The 25,282-nt window shown below is 63.0% G+C and carries 25 protein-coding genes; 10 read left to right on the top strand and 15 right to left on the bottom strand.

The window, feature by feature from the left end; all coding sequences use genetic code 11:
• The coding region (locus ACO1XS_RS07725; RefSeq protein ID WP_486390369.1) for a helix-turn-helix transcriptional regulator at positions 1-609 on the top strand (609 nt) is incomplete at its 5' end.
• Positions 610-870: 261 nt separating this feature from the next.
• Positions 871-1,350 (top strand): lytic transglycosylase domain-containing protein, encoded by a 480-nt coding sequence (locus ACO1XS_RS07720; protein ID WP_331567255.1) that lies wholly within the window; start codon positions 871-873, stop codon positions 1,348-1,350.
• Positions 1,351-1,472: 122 nt separating this feature from the next.
• Here ACO1XS_RS07720 and ACO1XS_RS07715 read toward each other — a convergent pair whose 3' ends face one another.
• Positions 1,473-2,594, bottom strand: coding sequence for a hypothetical protein (locus ACO1XS_RS07715; protein ID WP_486390368.1), 1,122 nt, complete (start codon positions 2,592-2,594; stop codon positions 1,473-1,475).
• Positions 2,595-3,374: 780 nt separating this feature from the next.
• On the opposite strand from ACO1XS_RS07715, the gene ACO1XS_RS07710 reads away from it, so the two are divergent.
• Both ACO1XS_RS07710 and ACO1XS_RS07705 read left to right on the top strand, forming a co-directional pair.
• Positions 3,375-4,220, top strand: coding sequence for a helix-turn-helix transcriptional regulator (locus ACO1XS_RS07710; protein WP_331567185.1), 846 nt, complete (start codon positions 3,375-3,377; stop codon positions 4,218-4,220).
• Positions 4,221-4,354: 134 nt separating this feature from the next.
• On the top strand, positions 4,355-5,266 hold the full coding sequence (locus tag ACO1XS_RS07705; protein ID WP_331567183.1) for a helix-turn-helix transcriptional regulator: 912 nt from the start codon (positions 4,355-4,357) through the stop codon (positions 5,264-5,266).
• A gap of 91 nt (positions 5,267-5,357) precedes the next feature.
• Here ACO1XS_RS07705 and ACO1XS_RS07700 read toward each other — a convergent pair whose 3' ends face one another.
• The 3 genes from ACO1XS_RS07700 to ACO1XS_RS07690 all read right to left on the bottom strand — a co-directional run bounded on the left by ACO1XS_RS07700 (position 5,358) and on the right by ACO1XS_RS07690 (position 10,719).
• The gene (locus ACO1XS_RS07700) at positions 5,358-6,395 is read right to left on the bottom strand and encodes a hypothetical protein (protein ID WP_486390367.1); all 1,038 of its coding nucleotides are present in this window, start codon (positions 6,393-6,395) and stop codon (positions 5,358-5,360) included.
• Positions 6,396-6,521: 126 nt separating this feature from the next.
• The gene (locus tag ACO1XS_RS07695; RefSeq protein WP_486390366.1) at positions 6,522-9,500 is read right to left on the bottom strand and encodes an autotransporter; all 2,979 of its coding nucleotides are present in this window, start codon (positions 9,498-9,500) and stop codon (positions 6,522-6,524) included.
• A 607-nt stretch (positions 9,501-10,107) separates the two neighbouring features.
• Positions 10,108-10,719, bottom strand: coding sequence for a GNAT family N-acetyltransferase (locus ACO1XS_RS07690; RefSeq protein ID WP_486390365.1), 612 nt, complete (start codon positions 10,717-10,719; stop codon positions 10,108-10,110).
• A 237-nt stretch (positions 10,720-10,956) separates the two neighbouring features.
• On the opposite strand from ACO1XS_RS07690, the gene ACO1XS_RS07685 reads away from it, so the two are divergent.
• Positions 10,957-11,550 carry a hypothetical protein gene (locus tag ACO1XS_RS07685; RefSeq protein ID WP_440559906.1) on the top strand — a complete coding sequence of 198 codons (594 nt, stop codon included), beginning with the start codon at positions 10,957-10,959 and terminating at the stop codon, positions 11,548-11,550.
• 99 nt (positions 11,551-11,649) lie between these two features.
• On the opposite strand, the gene ACO1XS_RS07680 is transcribed toward ACO1XS_RS07685, so the two are convergent.
• The 11 genes from ACO1XS_RS07680 to sctU form a co-directional block, all read right to left on the bottom strand.
• Positions 11,650-12,108 (bottom strand): CesT family type III secretion system chaperone, encoded by a 459-nt coding sequence (locus ACO1XS_RS07680; protein ID WP_331567173.1) that lies wholly within the window; start codon positions 12,106-12,108, stop codon positions 11,650-11,652.
• A 139-nt stretch (positions 12,109-12,247) separates the two neighbouring features.
• Entirely contained in the window at positions 12,248-12,418 is a 171-nt protein-coding gene (locus tag ACO1XS_RS07675; RefSeq protein ID WP_331567171.1) for a hypothetical protein, read from the bottom strand.
• 147 nt (positions 12,419-12,565) lie between these two features.
• Positions 12,566-12,814, bottom strand: coding sequence for a type III secretion protein (locus tag ACO1XS_RS07670; protein ID WP_331567169.1), 249 nt, complete (start codon positions 12,812-12,814; stop codon positions 12,566-12,568).
• A 20-nt stretch (positions 12,815-12,834) separates the two neighbouring features.
• Positions 12,835-14,241 carry a secretion protein gene (locus tag ACO1XS_RS07665; RefSeq protein ID WP_486390364.1) on the bottom strand — a complete coding sequence of 469 codons (1,407 nt, stop codon included), beginning with the start codon at positions 14,239-14,241 and terminating at the stop codon, positions 12,835-12,837.
• A gap of 147 nt (positions 14,242-14,388) precedes the next feature.
• Complete coding sequence (locus tag ACO1XS_RS07660) at positions 14,389-15,339, bottom strand: hypothetical protein (RefSeq protein ID WP_486390363.1); 951 nt, start codon at positions 15,337-15,339, stop codon at positions 14,389-14,391.
• On the bottom strand, positions 15,336-15,599 hold the full coding sequence (gene sctS, locus ACO1XS_RS07655; protein WP_331567163.1) for a type III secretion system export apparatus subunit SctS: 264 nt from the start codon (positions 15,597-15,599) through the stop codon (positions 15,336-15,338). The genes ACO1XS_RS07660 and sctS overlap by 4 nt, the downstream gene beginning before the upstream one ends.
• A 33-nt stretch (positions 15,600-15,632) precedes the next feature.
• Positions 15,633-16,283 (bottom strand): type III secretion system export apparatus subunit SctR, encoded by a 651-nt coding sequence (gene sctR / locus ACO1XS_RS07650; RefSeq protein WP_331567161.1) that lies wholly within the window; start codon positions 16,281-16,283, stop codon positions 15,633-15,635.
• Positions 16,267-17,538: a type III secretion system cytoplasmic ring protein SctQ gene (gene sctQ / locus ACO1XS_RS07645; RefSeq protein ID WP_486390362.1), complete on the bottom strand. Its 1,272-nt coding sequence runs from the start codon at positions 17,536-17,538 to the stop codon at positions 16,267-16,269. The genes sctR and sctQ overlap by 17 nt, the downstream gene beginning before the upstream one ends.
• A 48-nt stretch (positions 17,539-17,586) precedes the next feature.
• Positions 17,587-18,240, bottom strand: a complete 654-nt coding sequence (gene sctP / locus ACO1XS_RS07640; RefSeq protein ID WP_440559902.1) for a type III secretion system protein SctP — start codon at positions 18,238-18,240, stop codon at positions 17,587-17,589.
• Between the two features lie 20 nt (positions 18,241-18,260).
• Entirely contained in the window at positions 18,261-20,345 is a 2,085-nt protein-coding gene (sctV, locus tag ACO1XS_RS07635; RefSeq protein ID WP_331567155.1) for a type III secretion system export apparatus subunit SctV, read from the bottom strand.
• Between the two features lie 84 nt (positions 20,346-20,429).
• The gene (gene sctU, locus ACO1XS_RS07630) at positions 20,430-21,518 is read right to left on the bottom strand and encodes a type III secretion system export apparatus subunit SctU (RefSeq protein WP_331567153.1); all 1,089 of its coding nucleotides are present in this window, start codon (positions 21,516-21,518) and stop codon (positions 20,430-20,432) included.
• A gap of 320 nt (positions 21,519-21,838) precedes the next feature.
• On the opposite strand from sctU, the gene ACO1XS_RS07625 reads away from it, so the two are divergent.
• Genes ACO1XS_RS07625 through sctL form a run of 5 tightly spaced genes read left to right on the top strand, consistent with a single transcriptional unit; the run spans position 21,839 to position 25,279 of the window.
• A complete protein-coding gene (locus tag ACO1XS_RS07625) occupies positions 21,839-22,444 on the top strand; it encodes an HrpB1 family type III secretion system apparatus protein (protein ID WP_331567151.1) in 606 nt (201 codons plus the stop codon).
• Between the two features lie 26 nt (positions 22,445-22,470).
• Positions 22,471-22,860 carry a type III secretion protein HrpB2 gene (locus tag ACO1XS_RS07620; RefSeq protein ID WP_331567149.1) on the top strand — a complete coding sequence of 130 codons (390 nt, stop codon included), beginning with the start codon at positions 22,471-22,473 and terminating at the stop codon, positions 22,858-22,860.
• 15 nt (positions 22,861-22,875) lie between these two features.
• Complete coding sequence (gene sctJ / locus ACO1XS_RS07615) at positions 22,876-23,691, top strand: type III secretion system inner membrane ring lipoprotein SctJ (RefSeq protein ID WP_486390361.1); 816 nt, start codon at positions 22,876-22,878, stop codon at positions 23,689-23,691.
• Positions 23,691-24,407, top strand: coding sequence for a type III secretion protein HrpB4 (locus ACO1XS_RS07610; RefSeq protein WP_486390360.1), 717 nt, complete (start codon positions 23,691-23,693; stop codon positions 24,405-24,407). Before sctJ ends, ACO1XS_RS07610 begins: the two co-directional genes overlap by 1 nt.
• A complete protein-coding gene (gene sctL / locus ACO1XS_RS07605) occupies positions 24,392-25,279 on the top strand; it encodes a type III secretion system stator protein SctL (protein ID WP_331567145.1) in 888 nt (295 codons plus the stop codon). The genes ACO1XS_RS07610 and sctL overlap by 16 nt, the downstream gene beginning before the upstream one ends.
• The last annotated feature ends 3 nt before the right edge of the window (positions 25,280-25,282 follow it).

Raw genomic sequence — 25,282 nt, 5'->3', positions numbered from 1 at the left:
CTCGCCGCGCTCGCATGCGGGGCGCCCCAGCTCGCGGAAACGCTGATCGAGCCGCTGCATCGTCTCGATCATGCAACGTCGACCGGTCACCGGCAGCTCGAATATCTCTACTGCGTCTCGAAGCTGCGGCAGGTTCAGGGTCGCGCACCGGAAGCGATGCAGTTCTACAGCCGGTACGCATTGTTGTCGATGCAATGTCTGCGCACCGATGCGCATGCGATCGCGCCGTTCGTCAGCCGCACGACGCGTCGCGCGCCGCAGCTCGACGACGTCGGGGCCCGGTTGCCGGCCAAGTATCGTCGCGCCTATCGATATATGCAGGAAAACCTCGACCGTGCCGATCTCTCGGTGCGCGAGCTCGCCATCGAAATCGGCGTGACCGAACGCGCGTTGCAAACGGCATTCAAGAACTTCCTCGGTTTATCGCCGACGGAGCTGATCCGCCGACAGCGCATGGAGCGCATTCGCGCCGAGCTCGAGGATCCGTTCACGAGCGAGCGCAATATTCTCGGTGCCGCCAATAAATGGGGTGTGCAGAACCGCTCGACGCTTGTTTCGAGTTACCGAAAGCAATTCAACGAGGCGCCGTCGGAAACGCTCGAACGCTAGCGCATGTCATTCGCATAAGCAGACCTCGAGTCGTTTCCAATTGTTTCGCGTTTTGGCGATATCTTTCGCGCGCCGCAAGGAGCGGCGCGCTAGATTCGGGGATGATCCAGCATCGGCTCGTTGCCGTACTACGCAACCTCGATCGCTCCATCCATGATCATTCGCTCGAATATTTCAAGGATTCGCCATCAAGCACGGTCCGCGCGTGCCACCCGCTCGCCGCGCGGCACGCGGCGGATTTCGTTGGCCGCCTGGGGCGCCATGCAATGCGCCGCCTTTGCTTGCGCGATGAGCTTTTCGCCACGCGCGCGTGCAACCGACTGTTTCGATGCCGCGGCCGCTTATCAGCACGTCAATCCCATGGTGCTGCGCGCCATCGCCTGGCAGGAGTCGCACAACCGTGCCGATGCCACGCATGTCAATGCCAACGGTTCGGTCGATTACGGCGTTATGCAGATCAACACGATTCATCTGCCGACGCTCGCCCGTTACGGCATCGGGCGCGAGGCGCTGATGTCGCCATGCAAGAATATCTATATCGCAGCTTGGCAATTACGGCGGCAGATTTTGAAATACGGCAACACATGGGCGGCTGTCGGGGCGTATCACTCCGCCACGCCGGCACTGCGTGACCAATATGCGCGGCAAATATCGGGCATCTTGCGCCGCTGGGGCGTATTGTCTGAAAAGCGCGAAACGGAGTTGGCCGTGGATCGCGGCGCACCGCATTCCGTCGATTGATCGTTCTCGACAAGTTGTGTGTACAACGAGTAAGAATGGAAGCGGTATCGGGTAATCGTCCGGCGTAGCCGGCGATGCTGCCACGCAGTCCCCCCGCTAAATCTCCCGCGAGAGCCTTGAGCTCAAGCGGGAGTATGCCCGGCATTCACCAACATCTGATTGATTGCCTCCACCTCGTGGGGCTGGAGATGCCTCCGGGCGGCGACCATCAGTTGGTTGACGTGCTCGAGCGCACCTCTGTGCTCGTCGCCTTGCGCATGCTCCATTTCCTTGATCATGGTTGCGCCCAGGCGCATATAGACCATGACTCGCGGATTCGTCATCGGTCCGCCCTGGTCGACGTTCGGCAACTCCTGGATATTCTGAGCGAGTTGGCTCATCAGGTTGGCACGTTCCAGGGGATCGGGGTGCATCGCCAAGTTGGCGTCCGCGCGTTCCCCGATCACCGCGAAGATCTGTTCCACCACCTGCATGAGCTGCGCGTCCATCTGCGGTGGTTCGGCATTGCCGAGCGCTGTGAGATCGGCGTGAATGGCTTCGCGCATTGCTCGAGCCCCGCCGGGGGAGAGACCGTCGATCAACCCGGACAGCTTCGTGAGCATTGCTATCCGGACGCGGGGGTCTTTCTCTCGCGTGGACGCCTCGTACAGTCGCACGAATTCCTGTTCGAAACGCGGGCCGGTCGCATGCGCTCCAGCGTTATACATTTCGGTCAGTCCCTGGATCAGATCGTCCGCAAGCGCGAGACGCTGATCGTCCTTCAGTCCGCCGTGCTGAAACGCGCGCAGCGCATGATCGCTAACGATCGCGGCTGCATCTGGCGACAGGAAAAGCCGGATCTGGGCGAGCCAGCCGAGCGTTGCCATACGGGCTTGCAGCGGCAGCTTTTCCAGCCGGCCGATGATGCCCTGGACTTCGCGTGCATGCTGAATGTGGCGGGCCGAGTCTGGCACGTTCGGCAGAATGTGAGCGAGGCCAATCAACGATGCGGTCGCGTTCTCCGCGCTCATGCGACCGGTGCGCAGTTCGGCCGAAATCGCGTTGCGTGTCAGCATGTAGCCCGACACGAGATCGTCGTCATTGAGGGAAGCAGCGGCGTGCGGCAGTTGCACGACTATCGCACCGCAGTCGGTACGCCGATGAAGACCGGATGTCGTATCGCAAACCATCTGCAGCGCGGTGTGACGATCCTTCGAGGGATCGATAGCCGGGATGCGGGCAGTCAGTTCGGAAAGCGGGCTCACCTGATGCTCGGGTGGCAGCGCTACGACCGAGCCGAGTATTTCGTGGAAATCCGCGAGTGTCCGGACTGCGCGGGCTCGATTCGTCAGATTGGCGCTGGCGGCTTCGGAGGACGTCCCGCCAGGTACCGAGAACCCTGTTCGTGGGCCTCCTTCACCGCCCCGTGCTTTCTGGTGGGGAGCATCGGTGAACGCCGGATGGGTGGGCTGCGAAGTGGCACCGGTGCCGGGAGGCACGTCTCCTGACGGCGACGTTGCCGGTGGCGGAAGGCCGCGGGGATCCCCCGGAAGCCCCGACTGCCAATTTCCGTTTCCCGCACCGCGAACGTTGTCCATTTCGTGCTCCGTTAGTCACTCGCGATACTAGAGCAGCGCGTAAAGCGTCGAAGCGACTTTGCGAAGCATCGGCGAGGAACGCGAATTTTCACGTCACCACTTAGTGGTTTTTCGATCTCCGCACAGATGGTTGCGTTTGCATCGATTTTCGAGGAAGTGTAGATTCGGACCGGCTTCGATTGCCAAACGCGTGTGGCCATCCCAAAAAAACGTAGGATCGAGCGGTCTGTCCGCGGCGACCTGACGAGAGCTTATGTATTGCAGCCCATGCACGTTTCCTAGAATGTCAGTGTGGCAAAGCGCCCAGCATCGAGAATGAGTAGTCAACTTTAAAGAGCGATGGCTGCACAGGCGCGGTGCGCGCCCGATCGCGGGCGCGACTGACGAACAGTGTGGAGGATCGATGACAAGATCCGTCGCGGCAATTTTTCGGATGGGTGGAAACCAATGATGAGCGGGATAAAGAAGCGCCGCGCCGTCGTAGTCACGTTCGGCGACAGGCAGCTCGACGGCCAGCCTGTAGAGGAGGGAATTCAAGCGTGGCAGCCTGGAACCACGCGGGAGTCAGCGCTGCTGACGGATCTTGGCTGTTACGAGGACCTGACCGTTCGCCGCCATCTCACGAGCAGTGCCATTCACAAAGCGGGGTTCGACTGGCTCTGCTATTGGTTGATTCAGCGGGTTGGAGAACGCGTAGGCGCGTTGGCGTGGTTCGATACCTATTCGCCGCCGGGTTGGGCCGAGCGCTTCAATCGCGATGCTTTTTTCGATACCGACCCACGCATCGATTTCGCATGCCGCTTCGATTGGCCGCTGGCATGGGATCTCCAGACGCTTTTCGGTCAACACACCAGCCGCGTGGGTGCCGCCGCGGCGAAACGCTTCGTCGCAGGTGCGGTTCAGGTCGGCGCACAGAGCGGCGTCACGTTCGGTCTTCAGACCGAACGTCCGTTCGAGCATGCCATCGTGACACTTTCCAGTGCACAGCCCGATCGCCGCTGGATCACGGATGCGACGATCGGCGAGGCGTATGCGATCGGCGTGTCGCTGCATTCGTTCATCGAGCCGCGCATCGACCAACTCTTGCCTGATTGGCAAATCTCCGTTCCGACCGACGTTCAGCGCAGCATGCTTCGCTGCGTCTCGCAGGGGCTGAGCAATCGCGAGATCGCCGAGCAAATGTCGATGTCGGTCCATACCGTCGCTTATCATTTACGCCAGCTCGAGAAGCGCTTCGATGCGCTCAACCGCGTCCAATTGGCCTACATTGCCGGGCGGATTCTCGACGATTGAACACGTCGCACAATTGCCATAATCAAATACCGGGCAGCGAGCCCGCGGATATCTACCACTGACTACGGGAATGCTGCCGCATCGTTCGATGCGCGGGGGGATGTGTCTGTCCGCTGCAACGATGAGGAGCACGAATGTCGTACCAAGACGTGGTGAGAGAGCCCGAGGGCTTTCTGGTACAAGATCGAGTTGACACGGCATTACTGGAGCGAGACGAACTTGAACCCGATGCCGGGTCCGCAGGTCCGGAACTTTGCTATGTCGACGAAGCGGAAATCGCGTCGATGATCCGAGGCGACGAACTCGGCCGGGAAACGGATATTGCCGTGGAGCTCGGTGCCGCACGCAACGCCGAGGAACGCGTGCGGCTCGTGCGTACGCTTTTACGCATGCTGGGCTATGGGGGGCTCGCTTATCTCGCTGTCAAAACGGACAAGCGTGGCCGCGTGCAGCGCGTCTATCTGTTGCGTAACTATCTGACAACGAATATCGCGACTCAATTACTCGAGGCCGGTTTTCTCGAGCGGGACAGCCACTTGCGGGCCGCACTCGTGAGCGACGTGCCCCACGTCTGGGATCTCAAGAGTCTCGTCACGACGTGGCGCAAAAACGGCGACTACGTGCGTTTCCAACCCATTGTCGACCAGATGCGGGAAAAGGGCGTTTGCAGCGGACTGACTTTCGGCGTGTCGATTTCCAACACGACGATCCGCTCGATCATCAGCTTCGCGTCGCCGCGCCACAACATGGCATGGATGACGGACAACGTGCTCGCGCAGTCGCTCGCACTCGGCTTGTCAGTGCATCAGCGTTGCTCCGCGTACATCAAAGCGATGGGAAGACGGGAAGCGGCAGGTCTATTGTCGCAGCTTCAGCAACGGATTCTGAGCCTGCTCGTGCTGGGCCTCTCCGATAAGGAGATCGCCAGTCGTCTCGATACGACGGCACATAACGTCGACTACCATTTGCGCCAGCTGCGCGATAAATACAAAGCACTCAATCGCAGCCATCTTGCGTTCGTGGCGGCACAGACCCAAGGAGCGTGACGAAAATGATGCGTAAGCGGTCCGCGCTTCGATGGAGCGGCCGCTTTGCGCATTCACGCGGCCGCCGCTGTTGCCGACAACGCACTGCGCGCTATACCCGCAATGAGTTGTGATCGGTGTGCGCCGCGTTGGGGCGGTCGAGATGCTGCAGTGCTTGCTGGTAGAACGTGTCCAACTGCCGGAGGTCCTCGGCAACCGACCTCGGGTCAGCGCCAGGCGACTGGCGGATCTTCCCTTGCAAGATGAAGTATTGAAAATCGACACCCACCTTGGACGACCTATTGGGGAACACCTTATCCCAGGAATCGCCCACATCGCGCAGCCGCACGCGTTCTTTGCCTTGGCTGTCGGTAGCCCTGCCATCGGGGGAGACAGCGAACCGTGCGTTGCCGAATTGCGAGTTGGAGGGCTGCCTTGCGGTGCTCGGGCCCGACGGGACAGGATAGGGATAGGGATACGGCATGGGATAGGGAAAGCCCATACCCGCCATGCCGTATCCGTACGGCCCCCCCATCCCCGAGCACCACGGGTCCATGCTCGACGCCATCGCGGCGGGACCCCAGATGCCCGGCATGTTCATCATGGGGTAGGGCATATACGGCATATAGGGAAGCGCCGCGCTGCCGTGCGGCGAACCGCTTGACGCCCGCTTGGTTTCGTTCCCGAGCGTCGACAGGTAGTCCATCGATTTGCGAAGATCGCGGCGCATACCGAAGTACGTAAAGATCCCGGCAAGCGGGCCGAAAGAGCCAACTGCCAACGCAGCGGGAATAGCGAATGCCCTTTCCAGCGTTTTGTATTGTTGTGCCGTGAGCGTATCGCCTTGATATGGGCCGGTCCAAACCGCGCGGCCTCCGCCTGCGTACTGCCAGCCTCCGCGAGCGTTTGTGCCGCCGTCGGCCATATGCGTCGCGTTCGCGAAGGGATCGTGCGCGTGTGAGCGTCCTGGCGGATGCAGCAAATCACGCAAGCCGCCGAGTAACGAACCGGATACAGGTTGGGCGCTGGGCTGCGGGCCGAAACGCTGGCCGGCGCCCGGCCCGGGAGCATGAGGCGAACCCCATCCCGGCTGTTGTGAGCCGACGCCGCCTGGCCATCCGTTGCCACCCTGAAAGTTGCCGGTGCGCATGAGGAACCTCCCGTCTATCGCCTGACATTTCACGTAGGCGATTGTCGGGCTCGATGGGGGTGCGGGGTGCACCTCAGGCGAACCTCACGTCGATCAAACGAACCTTCGACGATTGCGGCCGCCGGATCAGGCCGGATCGAGGGCTTCCAGCACCTGGAACGGCACATTCTCGACGATGATTTCGCGGTCGCCGGTCGCGCTGGTGCGCGTATTCAACCGCGCAATCGCGTTCGGGCCGATACTGCGGGAACGCGTGGTGCGCTCTCTGACCTTCAGCTCCACGAGCATCCACGAGCTGCGATCGCTCAGAATGCGTTCGTTGTCTGCCTCGATCCGCTTCCTGAGCGCAAGGTCCTCGCCCGCTTGAGAGAGCCGTGCGTCGTTCGCGTCCAGCGCCTCGGCGGCGTGCTTGCGTAGCCGGTGCCGCAGCACATAGGTCAGGTGCGGGCTGCGATTGACGAGGACATCGGCAAGATGGGCGTTGATCCGCTGATTGGCGCGAGCGATTGCCTGCGCGGGCGGTTCGGTGGAATTTGCGCCGCCTACCCGGACATTCATGTTTTCGGAGGCGAGCAAGAGTTGCAGTAATTCCTTGCGCGAGTCCTGAAGCGCGCCGACATACGCCTGGACGTTCGAGTACTCGATGTCGACAAGGCATGCGCGGTGAACGAGTCGTTCTTCTTCGCGAACGAGTTGCAGCTTCGCCGACGTATTGCGCTGGTCGAGCTTCCTTGTCCTCACCAGCGTATCGATCGAGAAAAGGCCGATGCTTTCGTGCCCCGTTGCCGACAACGGATGGGCGAAGCCGGGCGCGACGCCCTGGCGTTCCTGCCAGAACGAGCCGGTGCCGACACGATGGTGCTCGACTCGCAGCGAGCCGCTTCGCTCTACCGAATCGCTCGTTTGCCGCGAGGTTTGCCGGCCGATACCGGCCGACGGCCCACCTCGCAGCGTGAGGTCGCCGGGGTCGTTCGGGCCGTCGACGCCCAATTCGTAGAACTCGACGGTCGCTGTGACGTCGACGGTCACGCCGCGCCGTTTCGTGTCGCTCACGCCATCGGTCCAACTGATCGATATATCGGGATCGTTCCAATAGCGTTCGGCGAGACGGTTCCAGAGACCGTTCGGCCCGCCGCCAGGCGCAGCTCCGGCCTCGCTGAAAAGAAAGTCGTTGATCTCGGCGAGCTTGGCGCGCATGGCTTGGTCGTCGTAGCCCGAGCCGTCCGGCTTGATTCGTCTCGCAACGCGGATCGACACGCCGCGTGGCCGGCTGATTTCATGGGCATGCAGCGTCGCGTTCGTCACGAGCCCGGCGCGCAGGGATGTCAGGCCGACGTCGATGTCGTATCCGACCAGCAGACCCGCGCCGACATGACGGTCGGTGCCGTCGGCCCTGCCGATGAACAACTCGACGCCGTGCGTCGAGCGGCTCACCTCGACGATCGCTTCACGCGTGCGCGACGCCCGCAGGTCGAGGCGTGGCGACACGGGTATCCCGACTCCGCCGAAAAACAACTTCGTGGTCCCGTTCAGGCCGCGCGTACTGACACCCTGATGGCCGCCATCACTCAGACGCAACCGCTGTCCGGACTGCAAACCCATGATGACCTCGGTCAACGTCGAGCGGACGGAGGCGATATCGCGTGCTCCGGCGGCCGGAGATGGATTCTCGAGCGCGAGCAGATCCTGCACTTCGAGCCAGAACGGGTCGTCGTCGGGCACGTGCGCTACCTTTCCCCACGCCGCGAGCCGTATGACGTCGAAAGGCGGTTTCGCCAGGCGGCTGAACGGTTTCGTTTTTGCCAACTGATCGCCGGACATTTTTTGCCACGATGCCGTCGCTTCGAAAAGGCGTTCGAGCTTGCGATGCGCGGTTCCTTCTTTGGTGAGCATGCCGCGTGAGGTAGCGAGGGATTGGCCAATATCGTGCGCGCGCTTCGCGATGTCGACCAGCGCGGCCGGATCGGGGTGTCCGCCCGGAAACCCACCGCGATCGAGCCATACCTGCAGCGCGGCGAGCTCGACCACCGAGCTTCGAGTGCGGGCGTGCGCGAGCACGCTGCTCGGCGATGGTTGAATCCTCGTGATCAACCGCGAGAGTGCCGCACGCGTTTTCTCCCGGATCGACGCGTCGCGGTGTTCGACATAGAGTTGCCGCGCAGCCCGCGCGCCGGCGTTGCGCGGCGCGCGTGAATGCGTCAGGACCGCGGAGGGTTCGACGGCCGCGCTATCCTTCATCTGTGCGAGCGTTTCGCTCGTTTTCCGCTTGAGCGCTGCCTGTTCGCGTTCGATCGTCTGGCGCGGCACGCCCCGCGTGCCGAATTCGAGTGCCGACAGCGGTGAGGTATGCGTGCCGAACAGCATGCGCGGAAGCAGTGTCTTCCAGCGGTTTTCTTCCACGCGCGGAATCGTCTTGGTCACGAACTTGTGCAGTCGCTCGCGCGCTTGCGAAAACTCGCTGTGCCGTCCGTCTTCGCAAAAACCTTGCCGCCAGGCCAGCAACGCGCCACATTGTTCCGGGGTAAGGGAATCGGGGCCGTGCTCGAGCACCGCGCGCGCGGCATCGAAGGCTCGCTTGGCGAGCGCGGTGGGGCCCGGTTCTTCGGTGTCGAGCGGCGCCGCCGTATTGCGGGCGCTGACCGCGCCCGGGGAGTAGTCCCGCCACGATACGCCGCGTATATCGCCAGGGGCATAGTCGAGGGCCTGCGCGCTTTCGAGGAGGGTTCTGACCGCGAAGCGATGCGTTCGATCTCTGAATGGCGTGCCGGCGGCCGTGCGAATGTGCTCGATCATCGAGAATCCGAGGCTCGAGCGTGAGAGCTGTCGCACGACATGCCACGCGCGACGCTCTTCGTCATTAGCGGCTGTGCGCCGATGCGGGGCATCGAAATCGAGCGCGGCTATGTGCTGCAGCATCCGTTCGGCAAACCATACGTCCCGCGCGCCGGCCGCTCGTACGGCGCAGGCAAACAGGTGCGTCCGAGCCTGCGCGACCGGCGAAGCGCCATCGAGCGATGCGATGCCGGAGAGCCGCGCGGCAAAGCGATCAAGCTCGTCCTCATGCGAGGGCGAAACCGTGAGTTCGGCGGCGAGGGAGTCGCGCACACCGCGGGCAAAGCGGAGCGCATCGGATCGTTCCGGTGTTTGCGCCTCCGGTGGGGTCGCGACGCCGACGCTGTCAGAAGACTCGGCCGAGATAGTTCGGGCGATCGCGGATTTCGCAAGCGTCTTCGCCCCGTCCGGCTCTTTTCTATGCGAACGCGAGGGCAGCGGCGGCAGGCGATCCGCATGATCCTGCTCCCGGTCGTGGCGGGTAAAGTGCCACGGGCTCCACGTGCGGCCGGAGCGGCTGCGATGAAAGAGCGCGCTGCTCACATCGGTTGTGCGCGCGCGCTCGACCTGTCGGAAGCTGTCGAACGCGTGCTTCAGTCGCGCGAGCGGCCCGTTCGGTTGCGCAGCGGCGGACGGCGACGCGCTGCCGGCAACCCCGCGCGGTTCCGTTTGTTCATTCGCATTCGATTGGGACGGCGAGAAGCAGTGAACTCGGCGGTGATTCGCCATGGCAATGCGCGAGAGTTGATCCGCATTGCACTATGTCGTTCCGATGTGACAGCACCTGTCATGCGGATGCGCGCCACGCGAAGTATTGCGCTGGAACACGAAGCGCGCATAACGCGGGGTGGTCGAGCGTGCCGTTGCGCAACACCCCGCGTTATGCCGTAGTTTCCTCTTCGGAGGCGAGCCACCGGGTGGCTGGCGTCGCAGGCGGTACAGCGGCGGAGCGCGTCATCACGTACAGATAGCTGTCGCCCACGACCACACCCATGTTCGGCCGGGATTCATAGTTCGTGAGCTTGGCCTCCAGCACGAAACCCAGGCGTTCCATGGCGCTTTGCGCGGGACCGTCTGTCGCGCAGCATGCGTAGAGTCGATAGATCGCGGGCTGGGCAAGCAGCCACTTGATCAATTTGCGCAGAACCTGGAGGCCGGCGCGGCGCTTTCGGCTGCCGCCCTGGCGGCTGATGATGACACCGATTTCGGCGCGCGGCGGGCGCGGTTCGAGTTGAATCAGTGCGGTTAGATTGCCGGTGGCCTTGTCGACGAGCAACCAGCGGAGCAATGAGCCGCTTTCCCAGCCACGGCGCGATTCTTCGAGGTACGCGAGCGTATCGTCGAGCGTCGTATGCCGGGGAAACGGGAGATAGCGCATCGTTTCCGCGTCGCTGAGCATTTCATCGAACAACGCCTGGGCGTCCTCGGGAGCAGGCGGCCGCAACAAAATTTCATCCGATTCGATCAACTGTGGGGGGCGGAACGGCATCATATGGCGACTCCTACGGCATTCCGGTCAATTCTGCGGTGTCGAGCCTTCTCGGACGGGGCGCGTGCGAAGCAAAGCGCGGTGGGGCGAAACGAATGCGCGCGTCCGTCAATCGGGCCGTACGCGTCGAGAGTTCGGGTCGCGGGTCAATGCTTCGCGGTGGGCCTTCTGCCGGCCGGCTCGCGGTTATAAAGTGCATCACTAAGCGGTGGCGCGTGGCCACGCCTCACTTCATGGGAGATGCAGATCATGGCAAACCAGAGCACATTCAGCGTCACCAGTGGCGGGCAGGTATCGCACGTCACCCCTGATTCCGGAGCGAGCCGTAGTTCCGACGCAAATCAGTCGACCAACCCGGCGCCGTCCCGGATGAGCGGTGGCGGGGCGCTCGAGCTGCTTCCCGCACGAAGGACGGGCAAGCTTGGCAGCGAGGCCACGCATACCGTGTTGACAGGCGAAGTCGTACCGCCCGCCCGTTTCAGCGCATCGCGCACTGCTTTCGCCGAGCCGCCCATGCTTCCGGTTCTCCGGATTCCCACTCACACGCTCGGGCTGGACAGGCTGGATCGCGCGGTTGAGCCAAGGGTGCTTGCGCCCTATCGGATCATCGAAGGTAGCGGCGGCGATTACGAGCATCACGCAGATCGCCCTTCGACCGAGCGGCCGCGCCCAGACCTCGCCAAGGACATGGACGAATTCGTCCGAGCGGGCGAGCAAAACATGGACGACCAATTGAAAGTAGCCGGCATGCGGCGTGACATGGAACTCACTGGCGCGAAAGCCGCCTTCATCACCCGGATGGGTGAAATGATCCGGGAAGCGGCGAAGGGCTAACCTTCGACAAGCAGGGTGCGGCCTGGAAGGCGGCGAAATCGCCTTCCAGGCCGATCTGCCGGGCCGACGAATTGCATGAGCAACGGCCCATGGAAAACACTAAGCCCGCAACCAGACGTACTCCCCCGCCACGATTCCTTCGAACATCTCATCCGTCGATTCGATGATGTTCTGCCGCCAATAGCGGCCGTGCTCCGCATAGTGCGCGAGCAGGTCGGCCAACACACCGCCGTTTACATCGGGTGTCATCGGCAGCCGCAAAATCAGCACGATGCCCCCCGTGTCCGTATCGAGCCCCAGCTGTGCCTGATCCTGCGCGTAAATGAGCAGATTGGCCTCGAGCATCAGCCGGAACACGACGAGCGTCCGGCCGGCCGTCACCGTGCCGTAATGGAAATTCGCGTAGATCGCCTCCAGATCGTTCTCGAAATATTCGAGCCGTACATCGAAACCTTCGACTTCGATCGAGCGCGTGCGAAGCACATGCTCCGCGTCGGGCAAGCCGACGGTGTAGCAAAGGTCTCGAACCAGTTGCGCGTATCGTTCGGAGCTGGACATAGAGTGCGTTGAGCGCGTCCGCAGCGCGCCGGCGGGCGCTCGCGACTGGAAGGGACGGCGGCGAGAAGGAACGGCAAGACAGAAACCCGGTACGCGGACAAGCCGCGCACCGGTGAATTACATGCCCTGAGCAAAGCGATCAGGTAGGGCGGGCGGCGTCCTTCACGTTGCTGCCCATACCCTTGGCCATGCTCGCCACCGCAGACGTCAGCGACTGGCTCAGGTTCATGAGCGCCGTGGCCTTGGTGGCCATGTTCGACGCCGCGGTGATGCCTGCCATCGACGCAACGGCGTCGGCAGACTGACCCATAGCTGCTCCGGCTACCATAGTCTTACCTCCTTTAACAAGTGATATGAATTGCCGCCCCGGCTGCGCGCGATCGGGATCGCCGCCACCGCGAGCAAGCCTCTATCCGTATGCGCTGGCAAGGCGCACCCGGGAGTGGCCGCGACAGCCTCAAGCCGCGCCACGTTTTTCCTGCAAGTGCGCCACGATCCTGCTCGCCGCCAGCATGCCGCGATACAACTGCGCCAGTTGGTTGCGCTCCATTTCGTTCGCTCCCGTCGCCTTGCCGATATTCGCAGCGGTCGCTTCCAGCGCGACACGGAAGCCTTCGATGCGCGCCGAGCTTTCCGGCGACGGATCCGCGAGGATTCGCTGAAATTCGTTGAAGTCGGTCGCACAGGCTTCGATTGGCTCGTACATTTCGTCACTCCCCAAAAAAGTCATCTCGGCAACGGCAGATAGGTGGGCTTCGGTGCGGGCATCTGCGCGGGCCGTCCTGCGGGCATGCCGCCGCCCGGCGGATGCAGCGCCGCGGTGTTCGCAGCCGGCGCGGCAGGCGGCACCGATGTGCCGACGCCCGAAGCGCCTGGCCTGGCCGCGGCAACGGAACCGGATGCTGCCGCCGGCGGCGCTGCTACGGCACTCGGCGCACTGCTGGCACTCGATGCCGCAACCGTTGCACCGGACGCGCCGCCCGCGGCCGCAACCGGTGCGGATGCCCCTGTCGCATCCGATGCGCCGGCTATCGCCGCCGAGGCGCCCTCGGCGCCTTCGGCCTGGACGGCCGATGCATCGTCTTCGCCCGGCACGACGAATATATGTTTCACGCCGTCGGGCGTTTGCGCGTAACGCACGCTGTCCGAGTTCATGAGCTCCGAAAAAACTTCGGGCGCCGGCATGTTGTCTTCGGACTGCGTGACCTGCACGCGCAATTGCTTGATGTTCGGACTCAAGTCATGACGCATCCTCGTGAGGCGCGCATCGACATCGCGTGGATTGGGCACCGCGCCTTCGATATCGAAAACACCGTGTCCCGAGTACTTCACTTGCAAGCCCGGCGTATTGAGCGACTCCTCGAGATTGCGCACATCGATCTGCGCCACGTCGTACTGCCGCACGATGGCATTGGGCGACAGGCGCGCGAGCAGGTTGCGTGTAGCAATGTCGTCATCGGACGTCGGCACGATGCCGGTCACGATGACGCGTGAACCTTGTACACGCGCATGCAGCTCTCGCATATGCGCCGCCACCAGCTCTTCATTCACTCGCTGCGCGAGGTCGGCCGGATCGTGCGAAGCCGCGCGGCTGACGGCCATCGTAATCAGCACGGACCCGATTACGATGATCGCGCCGAGCATGGAGCAGCCGAGCACGATACCCACCAGCTTGCGCCGCCCCGACGACTCGCCGGTGCGGCGCGCGTCTTCTTCGGGCTTGCTCAACAGTGTCGACAGAAGCTCGAGATCGCTTGGCCAAACGACATCGTCCGGACCGATGCAAAGTACCGTATCGTCGAACTGCATCGGAACGAACTCGACGAGCAAAACCGTCCCCGGGTCGATTGGCGGATCGCCCGCGTGCACGGCCTCGCCAACAGGTGCTGCCGCCTGGCCGTCCATGGACGATTCGACGTCGTCCGTCGCGCCTTCGTGCAGCACCGGCTCCAAAACCATGCGCCGCGCGGTGACCAGACCCGTGCTGTCGATCGTGAGCTGCACATCCATGCCGCGCCAATCCGAAATTCGGATATCGGCATCGTCGTCCGCTCCCACGCGGTACGAGCCCTCGCTCAGGCGCAGTTCGGCGCCCGCGTGCATGCCAGTCAGAATACGCAGCAGTTTCGTCATTTGGCGGACCGTGATGTCGCTGGTCGACGCGCACCAATGTTGCGCAGACCGTCTGCCGTACTCTATCCGGATTGGGTGGGTACGCGAGGGGGCATGCGAAGCGGACTGCGACTATGCGAATTTGTGCGCATGCGGATCCGACGCTTCTCAGCGCTTCGATTGCCGAGCGAGCGCTGCGTTACGCAGCGTCGTGACCCTATTCTTCGATTGACTCCTTCTCGAGGGAATGTCTACGACATCGTGCTGCATCGCAATGAGCGGCAGCAGCGCATGAAAGTTTTCGAGCTTGGTCAACTCGCGGCGGCTGGCCGGCACGGTGGCCGCATCCGAAGCAGCGCGTGTGGAATCAGCGGGGGCGCGTTTTGCCGCAAGTTCGCCAACCAGGGCCTTCAGCTTTTCGCGCCAGGTCGACATGCCCTGCGGTTGGAGCGGGCCGATTTGCTCCTTCGTATAAAGGAGGTCGAGCAACATGTCGAAATATTCGACGTCGAACCGGTAGCTGGGATCGGCGGCCAGCTTGTCGCGCTGCGAGAGGAGAGCGGCGATCCACGCGTCGGGGACCTGCTCCGGTTTGACGTTGCCGAGGCCCGATTGCGCCGTGAGACGGGCCATCAATGCGCCGGGTGTCGGATCGCGCACGGGCCGGATGTTCTGCGGCTTGATCTCGACCTTCGGTGTCGGATCGCCCGAGCGCGAGCTACCGCCATGCTCTTCGTGATGCGATTGTCCGCCCGAGCCGCCGCCGCCTTCGCCGGCACCGCCGCCGGCCTCCGCGCGTCGGTGCTCGCCGTGCCCGCCGTCGAGGAATTCGCCGTCGAAGTCGTCGTCGCCGCCGCCCGGCATGCCGCGGCGTTGACGGCGTGCCGCGATACGCCGCTTGAGCGCCGCGAGCCTCGCCGCGATCTTCGCGAGCTGGCGGGCCATGAGCGAGCCGCGATCGGTCTGGAGCGGAGTCGGGTGGCCGTAATAAAAGCGGGTGCCGTGATACTCCACGACGCTGCCCAAGCCGCCCGGCGAATGGCCGGTGGGCGTACTGTCTTCGGCCGCGGTGGGTCTGAACGATGTCGAATCGACAGGAGAACCGGGGACACGCGTCATTGCGGGACAGCCGTTCGCATCACTTCATTGGCGAAATGCAGCAGCGCCGCGGAGGAAAAAGGCGCCATGATGACGAGCGCGATCGTCACGGCGATCAGTTTGACCGCGTGCGAAAGCGTCTGGTCCTGCATCGACGTGATGGCCTGGATGAAGGACACGCCGAGGCCGACGACCGCGGCGACGATCACGATCGGCAACGAGACGTAGAGGCATAACAGCATGCCCTGCGTTGTCATTCGAACCAGCGTATCGATTTCCATACTTGGGATTCCGGAGGAATGGCCGAGCGCAAGCTATCGGTAGGTCATCACGAGGCCGTGCACGAGCGTGGACCATCCGTCCATGACGACAAAAAGCAGCAGCTTGAACGGAATGGCGATATTGGTCGGCGTCACTTGATTGAGCCCCATCGCAAGCAACACGTTCGCGATGATGAGATCGATGACGATAAATGCAATATAGAGCAGGAAACCGATCTTGAAAGCATCCGTGAGTTCGGTCAGCGTGAAAGCCGGCGCGAGCACGATGAGGTCCGTTTCCTTCAGCTCGCTTGCCATTTGCTTCGGCCATACCACGCTCGCGGAGCGCATGAAAAAGCGCTTTTCGCGCTCGTTCGCGTGCTTGTTGAGAAAGGTCCGAAACGGCTCGCGCGCGGCGCCGAACAGCTGGATGACCGCTTGCGTCGGTTGCGGCGAAATCGACTGGCTTTGCAGCGTCTGCAGCGCGTTCATTCCCACCGGAGCCATGACGTAGAGCGACACCAGGATCGCTATGCCGTTCAGCACCATGTTCGGCGGCACCTGCTGCACGCCGAATGCATTGCGCAACAAGCCGAAGACGACAACGATCTTGGCATAGGAAGTCACGACCATCGCAACGAACGGCACCAGGCTGATCGCGACGATGACGAGCAGCAGCCCCGTCAGGTCACTGAATTGAACCATCGCCGTGTGCCATTCTCAGAATCCGTACGCCAAGATGATCGCCGACCGTGACGAGCTCGCCGAAGCCGATTGTCTGACCGTGCGCGACGAGTTTGAGCTGCGCGTCCGCCACCGGCGTTTGCAACTCGAGCACGTAGCCTGGACGAAGTGCGCATAGCTGCGAGAGCGGCAGCGCAATCGTATCGACTTCGAATTGCACTGGCAGATCCAGGTCGCCGATGTCGATCGGATCGTCCGGTGGATCGCTCGAGAGCGTCTCGCCCAAACGGGTCGGATCCAGCTCATCGGTCATGGTCGGCTCCTTCATGACGAAAAGTTTTAGCCCGTCGATCATCACCGGGACGTGCAGCCGGACAAGTCCGGGCGTGCCCCAGGCGGCAATGGCCGTTGCCTTGGCCTCGTGAGCCGCACCGCTGACGAGCGAAGAAAGGGAACTGGCCAGCGAGCGCAACAACACGTCGCCGGGCGCAAGAGCATGCAGTGTTTGAACGGGCAGGCGCCGGGCACCCAGTACGAGCCGTCCGGGTACGCGATGGTCCGCGTACGGCGCGGGCCTGTCGCTCGGTGAGCCGGCCGGTGAAATGCCGGGCCACGTCGATGCCATTCGCTGCGCCGAACGCAGCGTTTCCAGCACGTCGAGCAGCGGCGTATCGACGCATATTTCAGCGGTATGCGTTCGCCCCTCGATCGTGAACGACAGAACGACCGGCGCGGCATCGTTCGGGCGGGTGGGGGTGGACGCGGCATGCAGCACGCGAACGACGCGTACTTCACCGAGCCCGACCGCCGCCAGGCGCTTGAGCAACGGCTCGAGCAGCACGCCAGCGACGGCGACACGCAACGCGCGCTCGGCGTCGAGCGGCGATGCCGCATCGTCTCGCGACCAGGCGGCGATCTGAAGGGACGGGTAGGCGGCGAGATCGACCGTGACACGCGCGGTACCGCGCGAATGAGCGAGCTCGATCACCCCCGGGTCCTCGAATGTAGGGCGCCCGGCTCCCATGTCGTCGGCGAGCGCCGCTTCCCATGCTTCGACTTCCGGAAGGCGTCGCAGGACAGACATGGTGCGCAAATCGCAAACGACCCTGGCGGTACGGGCCACGAGCGGCGCGACGGCGGGCAATGCGAGCGCCCCAACCGGTACGTCCGATACAACGTCGACCGGCGAACGAGCACGCTCATCGTCGGCGGGGGCGTCGATCCCACGGCTTTGCGCAGGACCGACGCCCGGCATTTCAGCGATCGGAAAGCCCATACGTTGGTTTCACCGGTCGGATGGATGTTCGGTTGTGCAACACGCGGCCTACCAGACCGTCAACTCAATGTCGCGCGCGGCGCCCCATGCCCGCAGCAGTGCGTCCAGCTCACGCTGGAGGAGCGAACTGTGGTCCAAGAGTAACTGCCGGGATCGTGCACTTTGGGTATCGAAACGAAGCGAAAGATGGAAAGGCGAAAGTGAGAGGTACAAAACCGTATCCGGAACGATTTTTGAATCGAGCGGCAACTGTACGTTCCAATTCCCGTTCGAGGTGATCGAAGGATCCGCACAAAATGCGGCGACCTCGTTAGCCAATGTCGCCGCCAACTGAATAAACTGGCCCTGTGTCCGATACATCGCATCGACGACGGGTAGCGTGGTCCGCGCAATCCGTTCGGACAGATCCGGTGTGCTGCCTGACCTGCTTTGGCCGGACACGGGCGCATGTGTCTCGGACTCGTTCGCGTCGTCCCCCGAAGCCTCGCGAAATCCCGACAGACGATCCTCGGCCGCGGCGTCCGAGTGCGAGCCGGACGCATCTTCGTCGGCGCGCGCCTCGACGTGGTCCGGTTTCGCGCGCACGCGGCGTGCGAGCGCCGCGTAATCGAAGCGATGCGAGCCGCCGCTGCGCGCCGTACGCTCGCGTGCGTCGAGTTCGGCAGCGATGATGCGCAGGGGGCGGGGTTCGATGATAGGCATCGCGCAGGACATGCTCGGGTTCAGACGGTCACGCGGCCAAGCGGTTTCAACTCCACGTGATCGCCCAGTTCCTGAAACGAATAAACCGCAAGCCAGCCGAGCCGCGCCTCGATCATCCTGCGCACGTAACGGCGAATATCCATCGAAGTGACGAGGGCAACGCCTTCGCGCGGTATTTCGCCGACGAACGACTGGATCTTGTCGATCAGATAGTTGACCTCGTCCGGGGGCAGCGCAAGGAAGTTACCGGTCGGCGTTTGCTTGATGGCTTGGCGGATATGCTGCTCGACTGGCAAATCGAGCAACACGGCAGGAAGCTGCTTGCCGCCCCCCGCGGCGCGATGCGCGAGCATGCGGGCCAGGTCGCCGCGCACGTATTCGGTGAGCATCAACATATCCTTTTCCTTGGCGCCCCATACGATGAGGCTTTCCAGAATGCTTCGCATGCTCCGAATCGAAATCTGCTCTTCAAGCAGACGCCGCAACACGTCGGCGATACGCTGCGGGGGCAGGACCTTCTGAACTTCGGCAACGAGCCCCGGATATTCGGCGTTTTGCTGCTCGAGAATCCATTGCACTTCCTGAATGCCGAGAAAGAGCGAGGCGTGCCGGCGCAGCATGATGATCGACGCATGCGCAATGACATGCTCCGCGCGCCATGACGCGATTTTTTGCGGCACCGATTTCTCGTCGGCCCAGTAGCTGGGACCGGGGCCGCCGTCCAGTCCGCCGCGTTTTTCGCAGCGATCGAGCAACTGAGCGATATCCGGTGTGGCAAGAAGCGCCGCGTCACGCGTGACCGATTCGGCGATCATGACTTTGCCGGCCGGCAGTTCGATCTTGCAGTAGGGCACGTCATGCATCAGCAGCTCGCAGGTCGAGCCTGGTAGCGCACTGCTCGTCCACATCGTGATACCGGGAAACGGCAAGCCGAGAAACTCCTGTAGCTCCTCCCGTTCCGTGTCGAACGACTTTTCGAGCGCTGAAGTCGAGAGTCTCGGCACGAGATCGGGTGAAATTCTGACGCCGAGCGGGCAGGCGAACTGCGGCGGACGCGTCAGAATCGCCGGCACGTCGACTTTTGCGCCGGCACGCTGCATCGCGGTGACCGGTTCGCTGCTGTGCGATGCCGCCGACGGCTCATTCTTGCTGAGGCGATAGCCGCAAAAGGCGAGCGTTGCGGAAAGCAAGAGAAAAAGCGCGGTCGGAAAGCCCGGAACGGCGGCGAAACCGACGAGAAGAAGCGCCGCGAAGTAAAGCGCACGCGAGCTTGCCGACAATTGTTTGCCGATTTCGTTGCCGAGCGACTGCGGTTTGGCATCGCGGTCGTCGGACACGCGCGTGATCATGACGCCCGCGGCGACGGAGAGCAGCAGCGACGGAATCTGCGAAACCATCGCATCGCCAATGGACAGAATCGAGAAGCGGTTAGCGGCTTCTCCGGCCGTCATGCCGTGATAGGCGACGCCGATCGCAATGCCAGCCACGATATTGACCATCGTGATGATGAGGCCGGCGATCGCGTCGCCCTTCACGAATTTCATGGCGCCGTCCATGCCGCCATGCAACTGACTTTCCACGGCGAGCGTCGCGCGTTTGCGGCGCGCTTCCTCAGGCGTGAGCAGATTGGCGCGCAGGTCGGCATCGATACTCATCTGCTTGCCGGGCAGTGCATCGAGCGTGAACCGGGCACCCACTTCCGCGACACGTTCGGAGCCTTTCGCAATCACGATGAACTGCACGGTCGTGATGATCAGAAAGACGACGAGCCCAACCACGAGATTGCCGCCGACGACGAGCTCCCCGAAACTATCGATGATGTGGCCGGCGTTGGCATGCAGCAGGATCGACTTCGTCGACGCGATATTGAGCGACAGCCGGTAAAGCGTGGTGAAAAGCAGCAGGGAAGGGAAAACCGACAGCGACACGACGTTCGGCACGTACATCGTGACCATCAGTAGCGTAACGCTGATGGTGATGTTGAGCGCGAGCAGGACGTCGATCACCGCCGGAGGCAGCGGCAAGATCATCAGCGAGATGATCGCGACCACCAACAGCGCGATGCCGATTTCGCCGCTCGCCGGAGTCTTGAACGCTTTCAGCATTTCGACCATCCCCTGGTAACGCGAATCAGTGACATGAAGCGTTGAATTCCGTTGCGATGCTCGTCGAGCCCGGCGCCATGCCGGTCAATGAAGAGCCGATGCGGGATTGGCGCCGGAAGGCCGGCCGCCCTTCGCGCCGATCGAATCGACCCAACGCAGGATGGTGGCGACGGTCTCGAAGAGTTCTTCGGGAATCGGCTCGTCGAGCCCGACTTTATAGAGGGCTCGCGCAACCGGCGGGTTGCCGATGATCGGCACATTTGCTTCCTGGGCAAAAAGGCGCAGTTGTGCCGCGGATTCGTCCATGCCCTTGGCGGTCACCAGCGGCAGCGGGTGTTCGTCGGGCGCGTAACGGATAGCGACGGCGTAATGGGTCGGATTGACGATCAACGCATTGGCGAGGCCGACGCGCTGTTGCGGGGCGGCATTCATGACGAGCTCGCGCGCGAGCCGCTTTCGCTCGCTCTTTATCCGCGGATCGCCCTCCTGGTCCTTGTGCTCGCGTTTGACCTCGTCCTTCGACATGCGCATCTTGCGCATGAACATGATGTTTTGCAGCTTGACGTCGGCGGCGCCGATGATGATGAACACCAGTGCGGCGACGCCGAAAAGCTTGACCAGCAGGCCCCAGAACATGACCGAGAGCTGCGGCAGCGGCTGATAGAGCGATCCTACGATAAGCGGTAGCATCCGCGTGATCGTGAACCACATCACGCATCCGATCACGACTGCCTTGAGAATCATCTTGGCGAGCTCGATCAGCGAGCGCCAGGTGAAGATGCGCTTGAGCCCCTCGACCACATTGAGGCGGTTCGGGTCCGGCACGACCGGCTTCGTCGCAATCTCGAAGCCGACTTGCGGCGCGAGTCCTGCGACGGCCCCGATACCGGCAAAGACGACGCATGGACCGACGATCGTCACGAACCGTGTTCCGATCGACAGGAGGCTGGCATACAGCTCGGTCAGCGCGCGATCGCCTCGCATGAAGTTCAGGGCCGCATCGACGATGGCACGACAGGCGCCCGCGAACGCGCCCGCGCCGAACACCAGTACGCCGAGCACGGCGACCATCGTGACGGCCTCGACCAGATCGGTACTCTTCGACGTGTCGCCGTCCTTTCGGGCGTCGCGCAGCTTTTTGTCAGTTGGCTGCTCGGTTTTTTCTTCGCTCATCGCTGCAATCCGGCAAGAGGCCTCGTCCCGCCCATTCCGGCGGGAGCGCCGGAATCCGGGAATCCCTGAACTTCCGACGATATCGGAGCGCCCGCCAGACCGTACGCGCGATGCGAAGCAAGCGACGCACGCGCGAAGCGACCCGCTCATTTCCTACGAAAGTCTGAGAGACTTCGCGCACGATGTTCTTGCTTCGTGTCGGGCATGCAACCCGCTGTCGCGCTTGGATATCTTTCTCGGAGCGAACGTGCCTGAGCGACGCAATGATGGCGGCCGGGCGTCGTTTCTCTGTCGAATTCACATTGCAGGAGTTTCGCGCCATGAGCACTCCCTTGCCGACGTATCTGAACTGCAGTCAGGAAGTAGTCGGCGGTTTGATAGAAACCGTGACGGCGGCCCTGCTGAACAGCTTTCCGGTGATCGACGCGGATCCGGAAGATATCGAAATGACGCTGGACGCGCTCAAGGTGCTGCGGCCGAAGGTGGTCGAGCTGGAGACGTTTGCCGCGTTGTTGCAGATGCAGCGAGGCCACTGGGACGAGGCGATCCACATTTTCTCGCGCCTGGTGGCGAACGTACCGCAATTCGCTTACGCCAAGGCGCTGCTGGCATTTTGCCTGTCGTTCAAGGGCGACCCGAACTGGCGTCAGAGCGCGGCCGAAGCGATACGGGAGAACCCGGATCGCGAAACGCGCCAGCTCGTTCGCGCGTTGGCGGCACGCGACGACCTGCAGGATGCATTGCGTGCCCACAAGAACGGTGCGCCCTTCGAGGTGCCCCCATCGATCGCAACGCTGGCCGACGACATCGATGCCGATTCGACTCTGAGCGCGCCCGCTTCGCGGGAGGCGGCGGACCCGGCGCCCGTACCGGCCGGACACGCACAGGAGGAGGCTGTGCCTCAGCCAGGCTACCTGCGGATCTGAAAGCCTATTGGCGAAGGAGACATGTCATGAGCGTACCTGTTACCGCGAAGCAGATCCAAGAGGCGCTGCAAGCAGCCGTGCAGCCCGGTGCGTCCGATGCCGCGACGCAACAGCTCGGCGATAAATTCAAGTCGATGATGGATAAGCCGCACATGGCGCCGCCATCGGACGGGAATAACGGTGGCACGAGCATGATTGCGGCCATGGCCGCGCAGCAGGATGCGCAGCTGCAGCAGTCGGTCAACGACACAGTGACGATGATGAATCAGGCACCGAATATGTCGATGCAGGAAATGACCGCCGCGACGATGCGTGTGACGATGGAAATCGCGAGCACGCAGCTCGACATGGAGGCAAAGATGGGGATCGTGAATTCGTCCAAGTCGGCTGTCGAAACGCTGATGAAGAATCAATGAGCCATGCATGAGGCAATGATGGGCGCTCTCGTGTCACGGTCGCGCGCGTTCGCGGTGTTCGCCGTCCTCGTGGCGTGCCTTGCGCTCGCAGGTTGCAAGAAGGAGCTCTATGGCAATCTGAGCGAGCAAGACGTCAACGAAATGGTGGAGGCGTTGCTCGAGCAGAACGTCGACGCGGCGAAGACGACTGCCGACGATGGCAAGACCTGGGCGCTCGACGTGGACGAAGATCAGATCGTGCGTGCCATGCAGGTGTTGCGGGCCCGAGGCCTGCCGCACGCGAAGTACGACGATCTCGGTGCGTTGTTCAAGAAGGATGGTCTGGTATCCACGCCGACCGAAGAGCGGGTGCGCTTCATTTACGGGCTGTCGCAGGAATTGTCGTCGACGCTGACGAAGATCGACGGGGTGATCGTCGCTCGCGTGCAGATTGTGCTGCCGAACAACGATCCGCTCGCGCAGCAGATGAAGCCGTCCTCCGCCGCGGTGTTCATCAAGTACCGCCCCGATTCCGACGTGAGCTCCCTCGTGCCGCAGATCAAGACGCTCGTGATGCACAGCGTGGAAGGCTTGACGTACGACGCCGTCAGCGTGACGGCCGTGGCGGCCGACCCCGTCGAGCTGGCGAAGCGCCCGAAGACGGGTAGCGCGCCGACGGTGGTCCTGACCGCCGCGATCGTTTTCCTGGTTTGCGCGGCCGGACTTTACGTCTGGCTCAAGCGCGGCATGCCGGCGTCGTTCGACGTGCAAGCGTTTGCGGCGCGCATGCAGGCGAAGACCAAAGCGCTGATGGCGCGCTTGCGCCGGTCCAAACCGTCTTCGGCAGCTTGATGGAAACCGCAACGGCGTTCCCCTTCGCTCGCGCTGCGGCGGCGCTTGCCGCATACGAGCGCAATGCGCGGGACGCCGCGCGCTGGGCCCACGCGAGCTGGTTCGGCTCGGCGCTGCGCATCGAGGCGCGTGCGCTCGATCTGCTGCGCCAGGCGATCGAATCCGCGGGGCGTAAAGAGGTCGACTTGTGCTCGCGGGCGCTGTTGCGCGCCGCGGGCGTGACGCAACCGGGATTCGGGGTCTTGCGCGCAAGCGGACCGGCGTTGCTCGACTGCTTGCCGGCACGGCTGGGTCTGCAAGTGCTTCGTATGCGTGCGGTACGGCTGCGACGTGCGGAGGCTCGGCGGCTCATCGAGAAGCGCAGCCGGATGCAATTGTCCGAGTGGCTGGGAATACCGCTCGACCAGGTCATGAATCAAGGGGGCTCGACGAGCGGCAATGCGCCCGACATCGCCCGGCTCATCGAGCGCGGCCAGATGCCGGCGCTCGACAGGCTCGATGCGCAAGCGTTGACTTTCGAGGGCTACGCGCTCGTGATTCGCGACTTGCGCAGCGTTGCGCCGCCATTTCCGCTGCTGCGACTCGCGTTACCCAAGACCCTGCCAGATACGGGCTGGATGCGAGAGGGGGCGGCGCAGGTCGATCCGAACGGTACTGCCGAGCTCTTCGCGATGCTTCCCAAATTGCTTCCGGAGTGGGCATGGTTATTTGGCTGAGATCGGATCGGAGGGGGTTGGAGCCGGACGCTTCGCGCGTGGGGGTGCACGGCGACGTCGTCCCGCGCGATGCGTTCGGCGCCCTCATGCAAATCGACGAGGCATACGCGCAGCTTGCCGCGGATCGCGAGGCAATACTGGCCGAAGCGGGGCTCGAAGCCGAGGGTATTCTTGCGGCGGCCCGCGAGGAAGCGCAGGCGCTCGTGGCTGAAGCGCGGCGCGAATTCGAAACTGCCGCCGAACATGGTTATCGCGACGGCGAACGGCGCGCCGTCAGCGAGTGGATGGAGCGGCTCGCGCTATCGCATGCGGATGAGCGCCGCCTGCAGGCCAAGATGCGCGAGCGCCTCGCGCAGATCGTGACTGTTGCCGTCGAGCAGATCGTCAGCGTTCAGGAATCCCGCAGCCTTTTCGAAAAGGCGTTGAGCGCCGTCGATCGTATCGTCGAAGGGGCCACGTATTTGCGCGTCAGCGTGAGCCCGACGGATTACGAGGTTGCCAATAGCGCATTCGAGCGCCTGGCTGCGCGCTGGCGCGAGCTGGGGCGACCCTTTCCGTTGTCTGTCGTTGCCGACAAGCGGTTGCCGCCCGGCTCCTGTCTGTGCGAGTCCGATTTCGGCGCCGTCGATGCGAGTCTCGCGACCCAGCTCCGTGCGATGCGCTCGGCGGTCTCGCGTGCGCTGAAGCAATCGGTCAACGAGATGCAACGCGAGGGTTCATGGAGCGCGCCCGGTGCCCCGCGCGAGCGCGAAGAGGCGCTCGACGAATTGGGCGAGTTCGAGCGATGCGAAACCGGCGATGAACTCGATGACGACGACGAAACAGTGGCGAGACACGATGCAGGCCATGCCGACCACGAGCGCGGCCGCTGAGCG

The sequence above is a fragment of the Trinickia sp. genome (assembly GCF_057351765.1).
The sequence above is the reverse complement of the archived record's forward strand: the minus strand, read 5'-3'. Positions and strand labels throughout refer to the sequence as shown.